Source organism: Rhodococcus sp. X156 (genome assembly GCF_004006015.1).
Classification (GTDB): Bacteria; Actinomycetota; Actinomycetes; order Mycobacteriales; family Mycobacteriaceae; genus X156.
The window spans coordinates 175,397-192,229 of the sequence record NZ_CP034766.1 but is presented as its reverse complement, the minus strand read 5'-3'; the positions used below and the strand labels follow the sequence as shown (position 1 = coordinate 192,229).

Genomic DNA, 16,833 nt, shown 5'->3' with positions numbered 1-16,833 from the left:
CTACAGGTCGAGCACCAGCTCCTGCCCGGCCGCGCAGCGGCTCACGCACAGCATCATCGACTCCGAGCGGGCGCGCTCCGCGGCGGTGAGCACGCTGTCGCGGTGCACCACCGGCCCGGCCAGCACCCGCACCTCGCAGGAGCCGCAGTAGCCCTCCTCGCAGTCCGACGCCACGCCCGGCACAACCTCGCGCACCGCCTGCAGCAGCGTCTGGTCGGCCGCCACCGCCAGCGAGCGGCCGGTGCGCTGCAGGTGCACGGCAAAGCCGGCCGCGTCCGGGCCCAGCACGTCCACCTCAGCGCCGGCGCCGAAGCGCTCCACGAACAGCGGGGTGTCGGTGTGCGCCACCGCCGCAGCCACCCCGTCCATCAGCGAGTCCGGGCCGCAGCAGAACACCGCCGCCCCCGCGGGCAGGCCGGCCACCACCGCGTCCAGGTCCACCCGGCCCTGCTCGCCGGAGACGTGCACCCGCCCGCCCAGGGCCCGCACCTCCGCCAGCAGCGGCATCAGCGCGGTGTCCCGGCCGCAGTAGAGCAGGTCCCAGGCGGTGTCGCCGCGGGCGACCAGCGAGCGCACCATCGCGATGATCGGGGTGATGCCGATGCCCCCGGCGATGAACGTCCGCCACGGTGCCTCGGCCAGCCCGAAGCGCTCGCGCGGTGCGGACATCCCCACCGTGGTGCCGGGCAGCAGCACCTGGTGCACCTCCGCCGAGCCGCCGCGCCCGGCGGCCTCCCGCCGCACCGCCACGGTGTAGCGGGAGAGGTCGTCCGGGTCGCCGCACAACGAGTAGTGCCGGGTGGCGCCCGAGGGCAGGGTGAGCGCCACGTGCGCACCGGGCCGCCACGGCGGCAGGGCGGCGCCGTCGGGGGCGGCGAGGTCCAGCGCCACCACGTCGGCGGTCCACTGCTGGCGGCTCACCACCACCGCTGGCCGCACGCCCGGTCGCACCGGGGCGGCGGAGTCCAGCCGCGAACCGGGGGTGAAGGTGACGGGCACCCGGTCCCAGCCGGCCTGGCTGCCGCACGACTCGTAGCGCGCCAGCCCCGCCTCGTCCACCTGGTAGTCGGGCAGCCGCTGCAGCACCCGGGTGAGCATGGCGGTGAACATCGCCCGGGCCAGGTGCGCCCCTGCGCAGCGGTGGCTGCCGATGCCGAAGCTCAGGTGCCCCTTGGGGTTGCGCTCCAGCTGCACCTGCTCGGGGTCGGTGAACACCTCGGGGTCGAAGTTGCCGGCCACCCAGGGGATGAGCACCCGCTCCCCGCGGCTCATGGGGCAACCGCCCACCTCGGTGTCGGTGGTGACGGTGCGGGCCATCGACTGCGAAGGGGCGAACACCCGCAGGAACTCCTCGGTGGCCGCGGGCAGCAGCTCCGGGTCGGCGATCAGTCGCGCGCGGTCGGCGGGGTTGCGGGCCAGGTGCACCAGGGTGGAGCCGGTGAGCGAGGTGGTGGTGTCCACCCCGCCGGCGATGAGCAGGAACACCACCGACACCAGCTCGTCGTCGTCGAAGCGGGTGCCGTCGGGGCGGGTCTGCACCACCAGCCGGCTCAGCACGTCGGCGCGCGGCTCGGCGCGCCGGGCGGCGAGCAGATCGCGGATGCGCGTCTCCATCCAGCCCAGCGCCTGCCCCCCACGGGCGGCCCGCTCGCTGCCCGGGGCGGCGGCGAAGATGTCGTGCACCGGCCCCGCCAGGCGCTTCCAGTCCTCCCGAGGGAAGCCCAGCCAGTCCAGGGTCACCGCGGTGGGCAGCGGGTTGGTCAGCTGCGCCACCAGGTCGGCGTGGCCGTCGGCGATGAAGGCGTCGATCACCTCGTCGGTGTGCCGGTGGATCATCGGCACCAGCTCGGCCACCGCCTCCCGGGTGAGCAGCGGGTTGACCAGCTCCCGGTAGACGGTGGCCCGCGGCGGGTCCAGCTCGATGGGGAACTGCTCCAGGCCCGGCCCGCGGGGGATCACGATGGCCGTGCCCCGCTGCGGGTTGGCGCCGCGGGCGGAGGAGAAGGTGACGTCGTCGCGGGCGATGCGCACGATGTCGGCGTAGCGGCTGGTCACCCAGTACCCGTCGTGCGCCGGCGTCCACGCCACCGGGCAGGACTCCCGCACCCGGGCGTAGGCCGTGGTGGCGTGCTCGCGGAACTCCTCCCGGTGGTGGTCGAAGTCGATGACCGTTCGCTGCTGCGCCACTCTCTGCTGCCCTTCGCCGTGCCGTCGTTCCGGAACCTCTGCTCGCGCGGCTACAGCCCCCAGGTCTCCTGGGGGATGACGGCCTCGACGATGTCGAACGACCCGCCCTCCTGCTGCGGGGCCTTGTCCGCGGTGACCGGCTTGCCGAAGCTGGGCACCAGCGGGCGCTGCTCGTGGCGGCGCAGCCACAGCCGGAGCAGGTGGCGACGCTTCTGCATCGAGGGGAAGTCGGTGAACTCCCGGCGCGAGTGCAGGGCCGCGTAGTTCAGCAGCCACTGCATGTCGCCGGGCTGGAACTGCATGTCCAGCGGCAGGCTCTCGTCGGCGGTGATCTCCGGGATCAGCTCCAGCAGCTCCTTCTGGGCGTCGGTGAGCCGCGGGGTCTCCGGGTAGTCCTGCGCGCTCCAGATCATCGAGCCGCCGGCGTAGATGCTGAACACGCCGTCGGTGTGGCTGACCATCGGCGAGACGTAGGTCTTGGCGGGTGCGTCGTGGTCCTGCTTGTACCAGTCCCAGTACCAGGGCTCGAACATCAGCGGTGCCAGGTCCGGACGCAGCTCGAGCACCCGGTTGTACAGCGCCGCACCGCTGATCAGCCGGCTCTCGCCGCCGCTCTTGGCGCCGCGCAGGCAGATCAGCCCCACCACGTCGGAGGAGTCGGAGTGGAACTCCAGCTTGTCGCGCACCCGCGAGGGCAGCGCCTCGGGGTCGTCCATCGTCTTGTTGGAGGTGGCCACCACGTGGTCCACCAGGTCGCCCATCTGGTTCTGCGGCATGGGTGCCCCCAGGTACAGGCCCAGCAGGAAGAAGATGGCGCCGGACACCGCGTCGGAGTACAGCTCGGTGCGCAGGCCGCGCACCAGCACGAAGCCGCGGCCTCGGTCCAGGTCGTGGGTCCAGGTGGCGATGCCCGCCGCGCACACCGGCAGCGGGTAGTCGGCCGGGGTCACGGTGCGCAGGTCGGGGTTGTCGGTGACGAACCGGCGGCCCGCCTCCTCCAGCTCGGCGATCTCGGCGTCGCTGAGCAGGTACACCCACTCGGTGCTGCCGGCGAGCTCGGCGCCGGTCCAGGCCGCGGGTCCGGTGATCGGCTGCAGCGCCGTCGAGGTCGTCATGGTGGTTCTCCTTGGGGGTTCGGCAGAGAGTCGGAGTGGACGGGACGAGCTAGGTGAGTCCGCGGGCGAAGGGCCGGCCCAGGTAGCGCGGCTCGCGGCCGGACTTGGTCATGGCCACCATGGCCACCAGCGCCAGCAGGTACGGCGCGGCGATGAGCACCTGGGAGTTCAGCTGCAGGCCCAGGGCGGGCAGCGCCAGCCGCAGGGCGTCGGCGAAGCCGAACACCGCGCAGCCGACCAGGGTGCCCTTGAGGCGCCAGCAGCCGAAGATCACCGCGGCCAGCACCAGGAAGCCGCGGCCGCCGGTCATGTTGGCGTTGAACGAGCCGACCTCGCCGACGGCCAGGTAGGCACCGCCGAGGCCGGACAGCAGCCCGCACCACAGCAGGGCCTGCCGGCGGCGGCGGTTGACGTCGATGCCGGTGGCGTCGCAGGCCTGCGGGTTGTCGCCCACCGCCCGCAGCTCCAGGCCCCAGCGGCTGCGCTCCACCAGCCACCAGGTGAGCGGGACGAGGCCCAGCAGCAGGTACATCGGCCAGCGCTGGGAGAACAGCACCGGCCCCAGCACCGGGATCTCGCTGAGCCCGGGGATGGTGAGCAGGTCCACCTGGTGGTTGGTGAAGTCGGCGATGGAGATGAGGTAGCTGGTCAGCCCGAGGGCCAAGGTGTTGAGCACCAGGCCGACGACGAAGGTGTTGACCTCCAGCCGGTGCGCGAGGTGGCCGTGCAGCATCCCCACCAGCAGCCCGATGACGGCACCTGCCACCAGGCCCACCAGGGCGCTGCCGGTCTGGCTGGCCACCGCGATGGAGGTGAACGCCCCGGAGAGCATCATCGACTCCACCGAGATGTTCTGGGTGCCGGCCCGCTCGGCCAGGTACTCCCCGCAGGCGGCGAAGGCCAGCGGCGCGGTCAGGCGCACCGCGCTGGAGAGGATGACCTCGGAGCTGTCCACGATGCTCATGCGGCGGTCCCCCGGTTCAGGCGCCGGCGGGCCAGCACGAGGCTGATCGCCGGGGCGATGACGAATGCCAGCACCAGCAGGGACTGGACGACGTTGACGAGGTAGATGGGCACCCCGGTGGAGGCCAGGAAGTTGGACCCGGTGCGCAGCGCGCCGAAGGCGATGGCCACCGGGATGGCCACCAGCGGCCGGTTGCGGGCGATGAGGGCGACCAGCAGGCCGTCCCAGCCGAAGTTGTTGGACACCGCCGGCTGCAGCCGGAAGGCGGAGCCCTCCACGATGACGGCGCCGGCCACCCCGGCCATCGCGCCGGAGAACGCCAGGGCCGCGGCGCTGACCAGCGCCACCCGCACCCCGGCGTGGGCGGCGGTGAGCGGGTTGAGCCCGAGCATCTGAATCCGGAAGCCCCAGGCGGTGCGGGAGAGCACGGTCCAGGCCAGGCACGCGGCCAGCACCGCCAGGATGAGCCCCGCGCTCAGCGCCAGCCCCGGGTACTCGCCGATGGTGGGCAGCCGGACGTCGGCCGGGATGAGCGCCGACTGCGAGGCCGCGGTGCCCGAGGCCGACTTGCGTGGCTCCTGCAGCAGCCACGGGGTGCTCACCGCGTAGCTGACCACCTGGATGGCCACGAAGGACAGCAGCAGGGTGGAGACCACGATGTTCACCCGGCGGATGCGGAAGAGCAGCGAGCTGATGCCGGCCAGCACCCCGCCCAGCAGGGCTCCGGCAAGCAGGCTGACCACGATGACCGCCGTGGACGGGCCGGCCATCTTCAGCGCGATGAACGTGCCGCCCATCGCGCCGAGCAGGACCTGGCCCTCCTGGCCGATGTTGAACACCCCGGCGCGGCTGGCCACGCAGGCCCCGACGGCGACCAGCAGCAACGGGGCCGCCACGGTGAGGGTCTGCGACCACGCGGCGGCGTCGCCCACCCCGCCCTGCACGATCGCGGTGGCCACCGCCCAGGGGGAGCCACCCGTGGCGGCCACCAGCAGGGTGGACAGCAGCAGCGCGCCCGCCACCGCGAGCACGGTGATGCCCAGCTGGCCGACGGCCGAGCCGTCCACCCGCAGCCACCGCGGCGGGCCCCCGGGGGTGGGTGCGGGGGCGGGCGGCGCCGGGTCGGGCGTGATCGTGGCGACGGAGCTCATGCCGCCTCCTCCCCGCCCAGGAGCATGCCCAGGCGCTCGTTGGTGGCCTCGGACCGGGCGAGCACGCCCACGATGCGGCCGCCGGAGAGCACAGCCACCCGGTCGGACAGCGCCATCACCTCCTCCAGCTCGGTGCTGACCAGGAGCACCGCCACGCCGCTGTCGGCGGCCTCCCGCAGCCGCACGTACATGTCCTCGATGGCCCCCACGTCCAGGCCGTGGGTGGCCTGGGCGGCCACCAGCACCGCCGGCCGAGCGGAGAGCTCACGGGCCAGCACCACCTTCTGCTGGTTGCCGCCGGAGAGGCTGCGGATGGGCGCGTCCACCGAGGGGGTGGCGATGTTGAACTGCGCCACCAGCTGCTCGGCGCGCTCGCGAATCGCCTTGCGGTTGAGCCAGCCCCGCCGGGACACCGCGGTGAGGTCCTTCATCACCAGGTTGTCGGCGATGCTCATGTCCAGCACCACGCCGCTGCGGTGGCGGTCCTCGGGGATCACCCCGATGCCGGCGGCAGCCACCGCCCCGGGCGCGGAGACGTCCACCGGCGTGCCGGCCACGCTCAGCGTTCCCGTGACCTCCGGCACCAGGCCGGAGACCACGTCGCCCAGCTCGGACTGGCCGTTGCCCTCCACCCCGTACAGCCCGACGATCTCCCCCGGCTGCACGGTGAGCGACAGCGAGTCCAGCAGCAGCCGACCCTCGGCGTTGCGCAGCGTCAGCCCGTCCAGCGACAGCGCGGGCACCGTCCCCTCCGACGGCTCGGTCACCGACTTCCCCAACTGTGCCGACGCTGCCGGCTCCACCAGCTCGATCTGGTCGAGCTCCACCCCGAGCGCCCCGCCGTGGTGCAGCGAGACCTCCCGGCCCACCATCTGCCGGGCCAGCTCGGCCGGGGAGGAGTCGGCGGTGAGCCCGCGGTGCACCACCCGACCCCGGCGCAGCACGGTCACCCGGTCGGTGGCCGCCGCGATCTCCGACAGCTTGTGGCTGATCAGGATCACCGAGCGCTTCTCGGCCACGACCGCGTTGCGCAGCACCGCGAACAGCTCCTGCGACTCCGCCGAGGTCAGCACCGAGGTGGGCTCGTCCAGGATGAGCACCTGCGGGTCCCGCCGCAGGCACTTGATCAGCTCCACCCGCTGGCGCTGGCCGGCGGAGAGCTCGGTGACCGTGGCCAGCGGGTCGATGGGCAGCCCGTAGCGGGCACCCACCGCCTCCACGTCGGCGCAGGCGGCGGCACGGTCGACCTTGCCCCGCTCGCCCAGCACCACGTTCTCCCACACCGTGAGCGCCTCGATCAGGCTGAAGTGCTGGTGCACCATGCCGATGCCCAGGTTCAGCGCCGCGTAGGGACTGTCGATGCGGACCCGCTTGCCCGACCGGTACACCGCTCCGTCGTCCGGGCTGACCAGGCCCAGCAGGATCTTCATCAGGGTCGACTTGCCGGCACCGTTCTCCCCGAGCAGGCCGTGGATCTCGGCCTCGCCCACCGTCATGTCGATCGCCTCGCACGCGGTGACGCGTCCGTAGTGCTTGGTGATGCCGCGCAGCACCAGCGGTGCGGGCGGTCCACCGATCTCAGGGGCCTCGGACAGCGGGACGGGCTGCTCCGGGGCGGTGCCGGCAGTGGTCATGTCATGCGCCGGCCTGGGCGATGACCTTGTCCGGCACGATCTCGCCGCTGCCGACCTTGGCGATGAAGGCGTTCAGCTCGGCCTTCTGCGCGTCGGTGCCCTTGCACAGCAGCACGGTGGGCACCGAGTCCTTGCCCAGGTGCCACTCACGCATCTTCCCCATCGCCAGCTTGCCGTCGGCAAACTCCTTCAGCGCAGCGGAGAAGTAGGCGCCCGGGTCGAAGACGACCGAGACGCTCCAGTTGATCGCGCTCTCCCCGCACCGGTCGGTGCCCGGGGTGGAGATGATGGCTCCCTTGCCGCTGCCGAGCTCGGCCACGGAGTCGGTGGCGCCGCCGAGGTAGGGGTACAGCGCCTGCACGCCCTGGCTCAGCTGGGCCTGGGCGGCCTCGCGAGCCTTGGCCGAGTCGTTGAAGTCACCGGTGTAGGTGGTGGCCAGGGTGGCGCTGGGCACCACCATCTTCAGGCCCACCTCGAAGGCCTTGGCGCCCATCACGGAGAAGTCCGCCTGCGGGCCGGTGATGTAGCCGGCCTTGGTCATGCCGGCGTCGCGCATCAGGATGCCGTTGGCGTAGCCGGCCGCCAGCATCGACTCGTTGACGAAGTCGCGGGACAGGGCGATGTAGGGCGTGACCTCCAGGTCGGTGCTGGACGGGGCGTACCAGGCCGTCTTGGCGCACTCCGGGTCGGCGGCCACCGGGATGGCGTCCTTGAGCTCGGCGGCGGCGAGCGCCACCAGGTCGACCTTCTGCCGGCAGAGGTTGCGGGCCTGCTCGGACGCGTTGGCCGGGTTCACCGAGCCGATCTTGATGACGCTCCAGCCCTTGCTGTCGGCGAACGTCTGGGCGCTGGAGACGAAGCTCTCGTAGTAGCCGTTGTCGTTGAGGTCGCCGGGGCTGATGACGCCGATGACGACCTTGCCGTCCCCGTTGACGTCGGGCTGGCTGGACGTCGCGGCGGCTGGTCCGGAGCCCGCGGCGTCGGGGGTGTCCGAGGCGCGGTCGGCACAACCGGTGAGCCCCAGGGCGAGGGCGCATACCCCCGCGAGAATCGGGGTGGCTCGAGCAGTTCTCACGTGTTCCTCCGGGGAAGTTGGCAGAGCGCGGATGGCACTGGGGGCGGAGCAGAATCAGGCAGGCAGGTCAGCTGTGGTGGGCAGGTCTGCGGTGTCCGGCAGGTCTGCTGTGTCTGGCAGGTCTGCGTAGGCGATGCGCTCCTGCTGGAACAGGGCCTCGCCGGCCGCGGCGACGAAGTAGGGGAAGCCCATGCGGCCGATCGGCGTGACGCGCTCGGGGTCGATGCGTCCGGGGCCGGCCAGGATGGCCTCGTCCACGGTGATGCAGAGGACCTCGACCAGCACCAGGTGGAAGCCGGAGAACCGGGCGCCCATGTCGCCGCGGTCGATCACCTCGCGCACCCGGCACTCCAGGTGCGCCGGGCTCTGCGCCAACGACGGCGGCGACACCATCCGGGACGGAACCGTCTCCCAGCCGACCACGTCCGCCTCCGAGACGTCAGTGGGGTACTCCCGCGCCACGGTCTCGATGTAGGGGCCCAGGGCCGCGCCGGTCACGTTGATGACCAGCTCGCCGGTGCGCTCGATGTTGGTCCAGGTGTCCTTGGGGGCGTCGGTGGCCTCCCGCAGCCCACCGATGGTGAGGGCGATCGTCGGTGGCTCGCCGCACACCGGCATGTAGTAGCTGTACGGGGCGACGTTGAGCTGGCCGTCGGCGCCGACGGTGGTGATCATCGCGATGGGGCGCGGGACCACCAGGTGCGAGAGCAGGCCCTGCTTCTGGGCGGCGGTACGGCCCGTCATCTCCAGGGTCGTCCAGGTGGGGCTGGCACTCATGAGCGGCACTCACTCTCACTTGATGTGATACGGCATGTCGTTAAGCGAGATGGTTCGCGAACAAGCGGAACGGTGTCAACGGTTTCTTCGCGCCTGGTACGAACTAGAAACACACGCTCACATCAGGTAACCGCGATGAAACGAAGCTGAGCCATAGAGCACCTGTCTCGTAATGAAAGACGGCATCTTTACCTGTTCCCGTCCGCTGCTCAGCGCAGCGGACGGCCCAGGAGGGTGCCCGCGAGGGTGTCCTCGGTGTAGCCGTCCGGGCGCAGCCCGCGTCGCTGCAGCTCGGGCACCAGCAACCCGGACACCTGGTCCAGCGCACCGGGCATGGACCCGGGGTTGGTCACCATGAACCCGCCGCGGGCGCCGGTGGCCTCGTGCTGCTCCTGCAGCTCGTCGGCCACCTGCTCGGCGGTCCCGGCGATGGTCTGGTCGTAGCCGGTGGCGTGGCGCCAGCCCTCGTCGAAGAACTCCGCACGGCTGATCCGCGCGTCGGCACCCATCCGGTCGACCAGCTGGCTGACGAACCCGGCCTGGCTGGCCTGCGCCGCCTCGATCTGCTCCTGAACCTCGCCCAGCACGAACGACTCGGGCAGCCGGGAGAAGTCGAACCCGCAGTTGTAGGACAGGTAGGTCCCGATGCCCTCCAGCGAGAGCTGGTCGAGCATCGCCGCCCGCTGCCGCTGCGCCTCCTCCGCGGTGGCGGCGACGATGAGCTGGACCGCCCAGAGGATGCCCACCTCCGCCGGGTCGCGCCCGGCCGCCACCAGCTCGTGGTCGAGGGCGGCGCGGTGGCGCAGCTGCCACTCCCGGTGCCCGCCCACGCCGAACACCACGTCGGCGAAGGCGGCCGAGGCCGCGATGCCCCGCGGCGACGACCCCGCCTGCACCAGCACCGGACGCCCCTGCGGGCTGGGCACGCTGGGCAGCGGCCCGCGCACGGCGAAGTGCTTGCCACGGTGGTGGATGGGGTGCACCTTGGCGGGGTCGCCGTACTGCCCGGTGGTCCGGTCGGCCACGATCACGTCCGGCTCCACCGACGCCCACAGCTGGCGGCAGACGTCGACGAACTCCTCCATCAGCTCGTAGCGCTCCCCGTGTGGCAGCAGCGCGTCAAAGCCGTAGTTGGCCGCGTCCGACAACCGGCCCGACGCCACCACGTTGAGCGCGATGCGCCCGCCGGTGACGTGGTCCAGGGAGTTCATCAGCCGGGCCACGTAGAAGGGATGCAGGTAGGTGGAGGAGTAGGTGAGCCCGAAGCCGATGTGCGAGGTGTGCTGCGCCATGGCCGCGATCACCGGGCTCATGTCCTGGCGGGGCCACTGGATGCCCCAGCGCACCGCCGCGTCCAGCGAGCCCTTCCAGGTGTCCGGGATGCCCACCCCGTCGCCGAAGAACAGCATGTCCACGCCCGCGCGCTCGGCGCTGACGGCCAGCTCGGTGAACATCCGGTGGTCGGGATAGCTCGTGCCCACCCACGAGCCGGGGGCGGCCCAGCGGCCCTCGGTGTGGGTGAACGACAGGTCGTAGGCCAGCTTCATCAGGACGCCACCGCTCTCGTCAGGCCGTCGCCCAGGGCGTGGCGCAGCTCGGTGCTGCTCGTCAGCCGGGCAGCGTGCGCCGCCAGGATCCCCAGTGCCGCCCCGTGCTCGGCGGCGGTGTAGCTGGCCACCGCGTCGGCGGCCACCAGCACTCGGTAGCCCAGCTGCGCCGCGTCCAAGGTGCTGGCCAGCACGCAGCACTCGGTGGTCAGCCCGGCCGTGCACAGCCACTGCACCCCGGCGTCGCGCAGCACCTGGTCCAGCTCGGTGCCCAGGAAGGCGCTGTAGCCCCGCTTGCTCACCACCGTCTCCCCCGGCGCCGGGCTCAGCTCGAACCACTCGACCCCGGCGCTGCCCTGCACGCAGGGCTCCTCGGCCGGCCACGGGGTGTCAGCGGTCAGTCCGCGCAGCCAGCGCGAGGACTCCCACGGCTGGTCGGGGGTCTGCTCCAGGCGCACCCACACCACCGGGACGCCGGCGGCACGGAAGGCGTCCACCAGCTCACCGGTGCGCTGCACCGCCGTGGCCACCGCGGCCAGTCCGTCCTCGTCCACCCACCCCAGGTGGGCGGGGTCGGCGAAGTCGCGCTGCACGTCGATCACCAGCAGGGCCCCGTGGGCAGCGGGCCCGGGCAGGGTCACGCCCGTGCCTGGTTCAGCTTGGGCAGCACCAGGGTGCCGAAGTGCTCCAGGTCCACCACGTAGTCCGGGAAGATGAGCATCAGCCCGTCCAGCTCGGCGTAGCTGACCAGCTCCTCGATCTTCTCCAGCACCGTCTCCGGCGACCCGGCGACCACCTCGGACTGGAAGCCGGCCTGCTCCTGGGCCTTGGCGCTGGGGGTGGCGTTCTTGTCGGTCTGCATGCCGTAGGCGATGGCCATGTTCTCCAGCGCCTCCCGGTCCACGCCGCGGGAGTACTCCCGGCAGCGTGCCTCGGCGGCGGCGTCGGTCTCGTCCATCACCACGGTGGTCATCGTGTAGGTCTTGATCGCCCGCCCCTGCTCGGCGGCCGCCTGCTTCACCTCCCGGCTGACCTGCTGCAGCCCGGCCAGGTCGAAGGCGGAGAGGAACGACGCGTCGCAGTACTTGGCCTGGAAGTCGATGCCCGCCGGGGAGCGCCCGGCGCAGATCAGCGTGGGGGTCTTCTCCGGGTGCGGCCGCGAGGAGCAGTCCTCCAGGTTGAAGAACTCCCCGTGCGCGGTCACCGAGTCCTCGCTCCACAGCCGCAGCAGCAGCTGCACCCACTCCTCGGAGTACCGGTAGCGGTCAGCGTGGTCGAGGTGCTCCGGCCACAGGCCCATCTGGGCGAACTCCTGGGAGTAGGAGCCCACCACCACGTTCATGCCCACCCGGCCGTTGCTGATCTGGTCGAGGGTGGTGAACATCTTGGCCACGATCGCGGGGTTGAACAGGATGGTGTGCACGGTGGACCAGATCTTGACCCGCTCGGTGGCCTCGGCCAGCCCGGCCATCATGGTCATCGACTCCAGGGTGCGGCCCCAGTGGTCGGTTCGACCGCCGTAGCCGCGCCACTTGCCCTGCGACATCACGAAGTCGAAGCCGAGCCGGTCGGCGGCGACGGCGGCCTGCTTGTTGTAGTCGTAGGTGGCCTCGATCGGCGGCGTCGTGTCGGACACGATCCATCCGCCGTTGGAGATGGGCAGGAAAACTCCGTACTCGGTGGTGCTCACTGGTGGCCTCCGCCTGGGGTGGGTGGGGTTCACACGCCACGCCCGTCCGGGGTCTCGGTAGACGTGTCCGGGAGCGGGGCGGAAGCGTTCTCGTCGACGGCCCAATGGTGTGTGAGGTTCTCGGGTTCCTTCGTGGTCGCGGGTCAGAGGATGAAGCTCAAGCGCGCTCCCGGGTTCATCGACTCGTTGGTGAGGACCGAGCGCCGCAGCAGGAAGCGCAGCCCGTCCGGCTGCACCTGCAGCAGGTGGTCGTAGCGGCCGACGTAGGTGAACTCCCCGCCGTCGCGGAAGCGGTTGACGACGAAGTTCGCCGAGACCCGCAGCTGGTCGCCCGCCCGCTCGGTGAGGCGGACGTTGCTCACCAGCCGGTTGGTCCGCGAGTGCGGGTTCTCTGCGTGCGCCTTGCGGCTCTTCAGCCGCTTCACCCTGGCGCGCACCAGGTCCCAGTCGTCGGCGACGAAGTAGCCGGCGTTCTCCGGGCCGAGCCCGGTGACGTCGGTGGTGGGCACCTGCATCGCCGCACCGGGGACGAAGAGCGTGAGCCAGTCGTCCAGGCGCCACTCGTCCAGCGCGGCCGCCTCGGCGAAGAGGAAGTCCTCCACCTCCGCACGGACGACCGCCCGGTCGCTGCCCTGCTCCTGCGGCGGGACGGTCCCGTTCGGCAGCACTGCGCTGGTGTGCACTGCACCGGTGCTCATGCCACGCCTCCCAGCCGGCTCGCGTCGGGTCCGATTCCGGGCAGCTCGCCGACGCGTCGGCTCCAGTGCCGCCAGAAGCTTCGCATCACGCCCTCGTCGATGGAGCGTCCGCGCGGTCCGGTGAGGTCGTCGGCCATGCCGCGGGACATGTCGCTCCAGTCCAGGTCGGTGTCGGCGAAGCCGCCGAAGGGGTCGAGGTCGGCGGTGGCGACCACCCCCCGCTGCACGGCCTCGTAGGCCTCGATGTCGTCGGGAGTCGCCAGGCCGCCGGGGCCGACGAAGCTGGCCATCGTCTTCAGCCGCAGGGCGCGGACGTCGTCGGGCTCGTCCCGCTCCACCAGCTGCCAGGCCCGCACGTCGGTCACCCCGGGCTCCACCGGCTCCAGCTGCCGGATGGTCAGTGCCTCCAGGTCGAACAGCAGCAGGTTGGGGAAGACGAACAGGATCTTGGAGGAGTCCGCCACGGCCGCGGCCCGCTCGGCGCCGAGCCGGGCGACCAGCTCCTTCCGCTTGGCCTCGGTGCGGATCTTCTCCCGCTCCCCGAAGCGGGGCTCCCAGATCATCCCGATGCGGCCGTTGTGCCCGGTGAGCACAGCCAGGCCGTGGCCGTCGCCGAGGTCGTGGGCGTACTGGGCGTCGTCGTTGACCGCGAAGCCGGTCTCCCGCAGGTACCCGACGAAGGTGTTGTGCGTGGGGGCGAAGTGGTATCCGTCCATGGCGTTCTCCACCGCCAGCTTCCAGTTGCCCTTGACGCTGTAGCGCTGCACACCGGGCACGGTGGTCATGCCGCTGGGCCCGATCGAGGCAGTCATCGACATGACGTCGGCCGCCTTGCCCAGGTGCTCCAGCAGGTCGGGCACCTGCTCGTCGAAGGCGACGAAGACGAAGCCCTCGTGGATGCCCAGGCGCGGGACCGTGCGCAGCGACAGCGACTCGACGAACGCGCTGTCCTGCGGGTAGGCGTCGCTGTCCGGCAGGGCCGCCAGCTCGCCGGAGTTCTTGAACGTCCACGCGTGGTAGAAGCACTGGAAGTTCTTCGCCCGGCCCTCCGGCTCGCGGCACAGGATGGTGCCGCGGTGCGGGCAGGCGTTGAGGTAGGCCTGCACGGTGCCGTGCCGGTCCCGCACGAAGATCAGCGGGCGCCCGCCCAGGGTGCGGGTCTTGAAGTCGCCGGCCTCGGGGATCTCGGTCTCGTGGCCGAGGTAGAGCCAGGTGTGACCCCAGATCTCGTTGCGCTCGCGGTTGAACACCGCGTTCTCTCGGTACGCCGAACGGTGCACCTTGAAGGTGAGGGCCTCCCAGTCCTGGGCGATCAGCGTGTTGCCGACCTCCAGGCGCTCGTCCACTGCCGTGGCCCCGGGCGAGTCGATCATGGTCATAAGGGGCGCTCCCACGAGTTGGTCAGTCAGCGCTGCCGTTGTGCACCAGCGCTGTCGGTTTGACTGAGATGCCGTCTCGAACTACGAGATATTCGACCAACCGCTCGTGGGGCCTGTCAACCGGTTGCGGCCCTGGGGCACAGGGTTTTACCGGGCCGTCTTCCAGAGTTAACGCACCGCCGAGACTCTGCTCAGCCGGGACAGCACCACGCTGGCCAGGGCCGCCGCAGCGGCCACCGCGGCAAAGGCCACCGCCCAGCTGGAGAGCTCCACCACGGTGCCCATCACTGGCGGCGTGAGCGCCATCCCGGCGGCCACCGCGGTGTTCTGGACGCCCAGCACGAACCCGATGCGCCGCGGGTCGGCCAGCTCGCCCACCGCGGTGAACGCCAGCCCGTTCCAGCTGATGGCCGCGAAGCCCGCCAGCACCAGTGCGGCCACCGCCACCACGCCGCCGACCAGCTCACCCGCCGCGGCCGCCAGCAGCAGGCCGGTGGTCACCAGTGCCACCGCGCGCAGCGGCCCCACCCGCGATCCCGTCCGGTCGCTCCACCAGCCCAGCCCGATGCGGGCAGCGCCGCCACCCAGCTGCACCACCGCCAGCAGCACCACGGCTGTGGCGGCGGAGATGCCGTGGCCGTCCACCAGGTAGATCACCAGGAAGCTGACGATGGTGAGCTGCGGGATCACCAGCAGGGCGGAGACACCACACAGCAGCACCACGGCACGGCTGCTTCCCGCCGGCTGGGCCGGTTCACCTGCGGTTTCCTCGTCGCCGTCCGGCGGGCTGCGCGGGTCGGTGACGAACACGCAGACCACCACCGCCGCCACCACGAGCACCACGGCGGCGGAGAGGAAGGCCCCGGGCAGGCCCCAGGCGCGCGCGGCCACCGGCAGACCCAGCGCCGCCAGTGCGGCACCCAGCGGGATCGCGGTCTGCCTGGTGCCCATGGCGATTCCGCGCTGGCGACGCGGGAACCACATGATCACCGCACGGCCGCTGGCGGCGTTGACGCTGGCGCAGGCGGCGCCCGCCAGCAGCAGCGAGACCATCAGCACCGCCACGCTGCCCGCCCGGCTGGCCCCCACCAGGGCGGCGGCGGTGAGCAGCAGCCCCCACGTCATCACCCAGCGCTCGCCCACCCGGTCGGCCAGCCAGCCCCAGGGGACCAGCGCCAGCAGCAGACCCACGGTGCTGGCGGCGAGCACGAGCCCGAGGGCGGCCAGCGACAGGTCGCGCTCGGCGCGCAGCGTGGTCGCCAGGCTGGGCAGACCCTGCAGCACCGACGCGGCCGCGCCCTGGGCGAACACCCCCGCGGCGAGCACCACCCAGCGGTAGGCAGGCGCGGAGCGAGCCAGCCGGCGCTGCGGCAAGGTGCCGGCAGGGACCGCTTCGGACCGCTCCGCCTGCACCATCTCCTCATCTTGTAATGCGTGACGACATCGTGTCAATCAATATCGAAGCCTCGCCCCCTAGTAACCCGCCCGCCCCGGGAGCGACACGGCAGGTGGCGCGTCGGCGCCACCCCTCGCGTTCGCTGGTTCCGCACAACCCCCAGGCCGCGGACAGCTCTCCGCGCACTCGAGACAACTTGCCCAACCATTGTCACCAGTACCCACTAGAATGGCGCAAACACGATTGCCACAGCCATTCCTCGACGAGGGAGAAGGGCGTCACATGGCGTTTCTCGGAAAGCGTTCCCCGGGCCGCCCAGCCCCATTCCTCCGGGACGGCCTGGCGCCCAGGCGCGAGATGGTCAAGCGACCAAGAATGCGGACACCCGATAACGGGTGGACAGTGAGCCGAGTGCGCATCCCTCGTCGACCCGTCCGTTACCTCGTCGCGGCGCTGGCAGTGCTGTTCGCCGCGGCACTAGTCCCGGTGTTCGTGCACGCGGAACGACAACCGCTGGACGGGCCGTGGCAGCCGACGTTCGACATGGGCCGCTCGCTGGTCACCAACGAGGTCGCCCACCGGTCTCCGCGCCGGCCCGGGGCCGTGACCTCACCGGACTGGATCGTGACGAGCGGATCGCTGTTCGCCGACGGCGGGCGGGCGTGGTCGGGCTACCCCGACGACGCCTCGCCCGACGTCAGCTCCAGCCGCGGAACCGGGTCCGCGGTGCTGCGAGCGGTGAGCAGGCCGGACCACTTCGCGGACGTCCGGTTTCACCTGAGCCTGGAAGTGGCGGCGCCGACCACCTCAGCCCGCACGGGCATGCACAGCTGGGACGGCGTGCACCTGTTCGTGCGCTACACCTCACCAAGCCAGCTGTACGCGGTCACGGTGTGTCGTCGGGACGGGACGACAGCGATCAAGAAGAAGGCGCCGACCGCCGGCGCTCCCGCCTCGGGCCGCTACACCACCATGGCGTCGGGGTCGTTGCCGTGCACCGTCGGGCGGCCGGTGGACGTGGACGTGGACGTGCGCAACGCCGCCGACGGGGTCCACGTCGCCCTGCTGGTCAACGGAGCTCCAGTGCTCTCCGCCGTCGACAGCGGGCAGGACGGGACCCCTGCGCTGACCGGTCCTGGACGCGTGGGCGTGCGCGGGGACAACACCGAGCTCCGCTTCGGCAGTGTCACGGTGAGCAAGGCCAGCTAGCCCTTTCCGAC

14 protein-coding genes are annotated in these 16,833 nt (G+C 71.7%); 1 reads left to right on the top strand and 13 read right to left on the bottom strand.

All coding sequences use genetic code 11. The annotated features are described in order from the left end of the window. The 13 genes from ELX43_RS00880 to ELX43_RS00820 all read right to left on the bottom strand — a co-directional run bounded on the left by ELX43_RS00880 (position 1) and on the right by ELX43_RS00820 (position 15,633). Positions 1-2,187: a cytochrome P450 gene (locus ELX43_RS00880; RefSeq protein ID WP_127781725.1), complete on the bottom strand. Its 2,187-nt coding sequence runs from the start codon at positions 2,185-2,187 to the stop codon at positions 1-3. A 50-nt stretch (positions 2,188-2,237) separates the two neighbouring features. After that, positions 2,238-3,302 (bottom strand): TauD/TfdA family dioxygenase, encoded by a 1,065-nt coding sequence (locus tag ELX43_RS00875; protein ID WP_127781724.1) that lies wholly within the window; start codon positions 3,300-3,302, stop codon positions 2,238-2,240. 49 nt (positions 3,303-3,351) lie between these two features. Next, positions 3,352-4,266 (bottom strand): ABC transporter permease, encoded by a 915-nt coding sequence (locus ELX43_RS00870; RefSeq protein WP_127781723.1) that lies wholly within the window; start codon positions 4,264-4,266, stop codon positions 3,352-3,354. Beyond that, a complete protein-coding gene (locus tag ELX43_RS00865) occupies positions 4,263-5,417 on the bottom strand; it encodes an ABC transporter permease (RefSeq protein WP_127781722.1) in 1,155 nt (384 codons plus the stop codon). Before ELX43_RS00865 ends, ELX43_RS00870 begins: the two co-directional genes overlap by 4 nt. Further along, a complete protein-coding gene (locus ELX43_RS00860; protein ID WP_127781721.1) occupies positions 5,414-7,051 on the bottom strand; it encodes an ABC transporter ATP-binding protein in 1,638 nt (545 codons plus the stop codon). The genes ELX43_RS00865 and ELX43_RS00860 overlap by 4 nt, the downstream gene beginning before the upstream one ends. 1 nt (position 7,052) lies before the next feature. Continuing rightward, entirely contained in the window at positions 7,053-8,126 is a 1,074-nt protein-coding gene (locus ELX43_RS00855; RefSeq protein WP_127781720.1) for a BMP family ABC transporter substrate-binding protein, read from the bottom strand. Between the two features lie 54 nt (positions 8,127-8,180). Further along, on the bottom strand, positions 8,181-8,903 hold the full coding sequence (locus tag ELX43_RS00850; RefSeq protein ID WP_127781719.1) for a flavin reductase family protein: 723 nt from the start codon (positions 8,901-8,903) through the stop codon (positions 8,181-8,183). A 209-nt stretch (positions 8,904-9,112) separates the two neighbouring features. Further along, positions 9,113-10,450 (bottom strand): NtaA/DmoA family FMN-dependent monooxygenase, encoded by a 1,338-nt coding sequence (locus ELX43_RS00845; protein WP_127781718.1) that lies wholly within the window; start codon positions 10,448-10,450, stop codon positions 9,113-9,115. After that, on the bottom strand, positions 10,450-11,091 hold the full coding sequence (locus ELX43_RS00840) for an isochorismatase family cysteine hydrolase (RefSeq protein ID WP_127781717.1): 642 nt from the start codon (positions 11,089-11,091) through the stop codon (positions 10,450-10,452). Before ELX43_RS00840 ends, ELX43_RS00845 begins: the two co-directional genes overlap by 1 nt. Then, on the bottom strand, positions 11,088-12,140 hold the full coding sequence (locus ELX43_RS00835) for an LLM class flavin-dependent oxidoreductase (RefSeq protein WP_127781716.1): 1,053 nt from the start codon (positions 12,138-12,140) through the stop codon (positions 11,088-11,090). Before ELX43_RS00835 ends, ELX43_RS00840 begins: the two co-directional genes overlap by 4 nt. Before the next feature lie 143 nt (positions 12,141-12,283). Next, entirely contained in the window at positions 12,284-12,838 is a 555-nt protein-coding gene (locus tag ELX43_RS00830) for an aromatic-ring-hydroxylating dioxygenase subunit beta (RefSeq protein WP_127781715.1), read from the bottom strand. Beyond that, positions 12,835-14,217, bottom strand: coding sequence for an aromatic ring-hydroxylating dioxygenase subunit alpha (locus ELX43_RS00825; RefSeq protein WP_127781714.1), 1,383 nt, complete (start codon positions 14,215-14,217; stop codon positions 12,835-12,837). Before ELX43_RS00825 ends, ELX43_RS00830 begins: the two co-directional genes overlap by 4 nt. A gap of 168 nt (positions 14,218-14,385) precedes the next feature. Beyond that, on the bottom strand, positions 14,386-15,633 hold the full coding sequence (locus tag ELX43_RS00820; RefSeq protein WP_127781713.1) for an MFS transporter: 1,248 nt from the start codon (positions 15,631-15,633) through the stop codon (positions 14,386-14,388). Between the two features lie 391 nt (positions 15,634-16,024). On the opposite strand from ELX43_RS00820, the gene ELX43_RS00815 reads away from it, so the two are divergent. Beyond that, positions 16,025-16,822 carry a hypothetical protein gene (locus ELX43_RS00815; RefSeq protein WP_127781712.1) on the top strand — a complete coding sequence of 266 codons (798 nt, stop codon included), beginning with the start codon at positions 16,025-16,027 and terminating at the stop codon, positions 16,820-16,822. The last annotated feature ends 11 nt before the right edge of the window (positions 16,823-16,833 follow it).

What these genes read in the sequence shown, in the direction of transcription:
- ELX43_RS00875 (WP_127781724.1), bottom strand. Translation starts at nt 3,302, where the DNA reads ATGACGACCTCGACGGCGCTGCAGCCGATCACCGGACCCGCGGCCTGG.
- ELX43_RS00870 (WP_127781723.1), bottom strand. Translation starts at nt 4,266, where the DNA reads ATGAGCATCGTGGACAGCTCCGAGGTCATCCTCTCCAGCGCGGTGCGC.
- ELX43_RS00865 (WP_127781722.1), bottom strand. Translation starts at nt 5,417, where the DNA reads ATGAGCTCCGTCGCCACGATCACGCCCGACCCGGCGCCGCCCGCCCCC.
- ELX43_RS00860 (WP_127781721.1), bottom strand. Translation starts at nt 7,051, where the DNA reads ATGACCACTGCCGGCACCGCCCCGGAGCAGCCCGTCCCGCTGTCCGAG.
- ELX43_RS00850 (WP_127781719.1), bottom strand. Translation starts at nt 8,903, where the DNA reads ATGAGTGCCAGCCCCACCTGGACGACCCTGGAGATGACGGGCCGTACC.
- ELX43_RS00845 (WP_127781718.1), bottom strand. Translation starts at nt 10,450, where the DNA reads ATGAAGCTGGCCTACGACCTGTCGTTCACCCACACCGAGGGCCGCTGG.
- ELX43_RS00830 (WP_127781715.1), bottom strand. Translation starts at nt 12,838, where the DNA reads ATGAGCACCGGTGCAGTGCACACCAGCGCAGTGCTGCCGAACGGGACC.
- ELX43_RS00825 (WP_127781714.1), bottom strand. Translation starts at nt 14,217, where the DNA reads ATGACCATGATCGACTCGCCCGGGGCCACGGCAGTGGACGAGCGCCTG.
- ELX43_RS00820 (WP_127781713.1), bottom strand. Translation starts at nt 15,633, where the DNA reads ATGGTGCAGGCGGAGCGGTCCGAAGCGGTCCCTGCCGGCACCTTGCCG.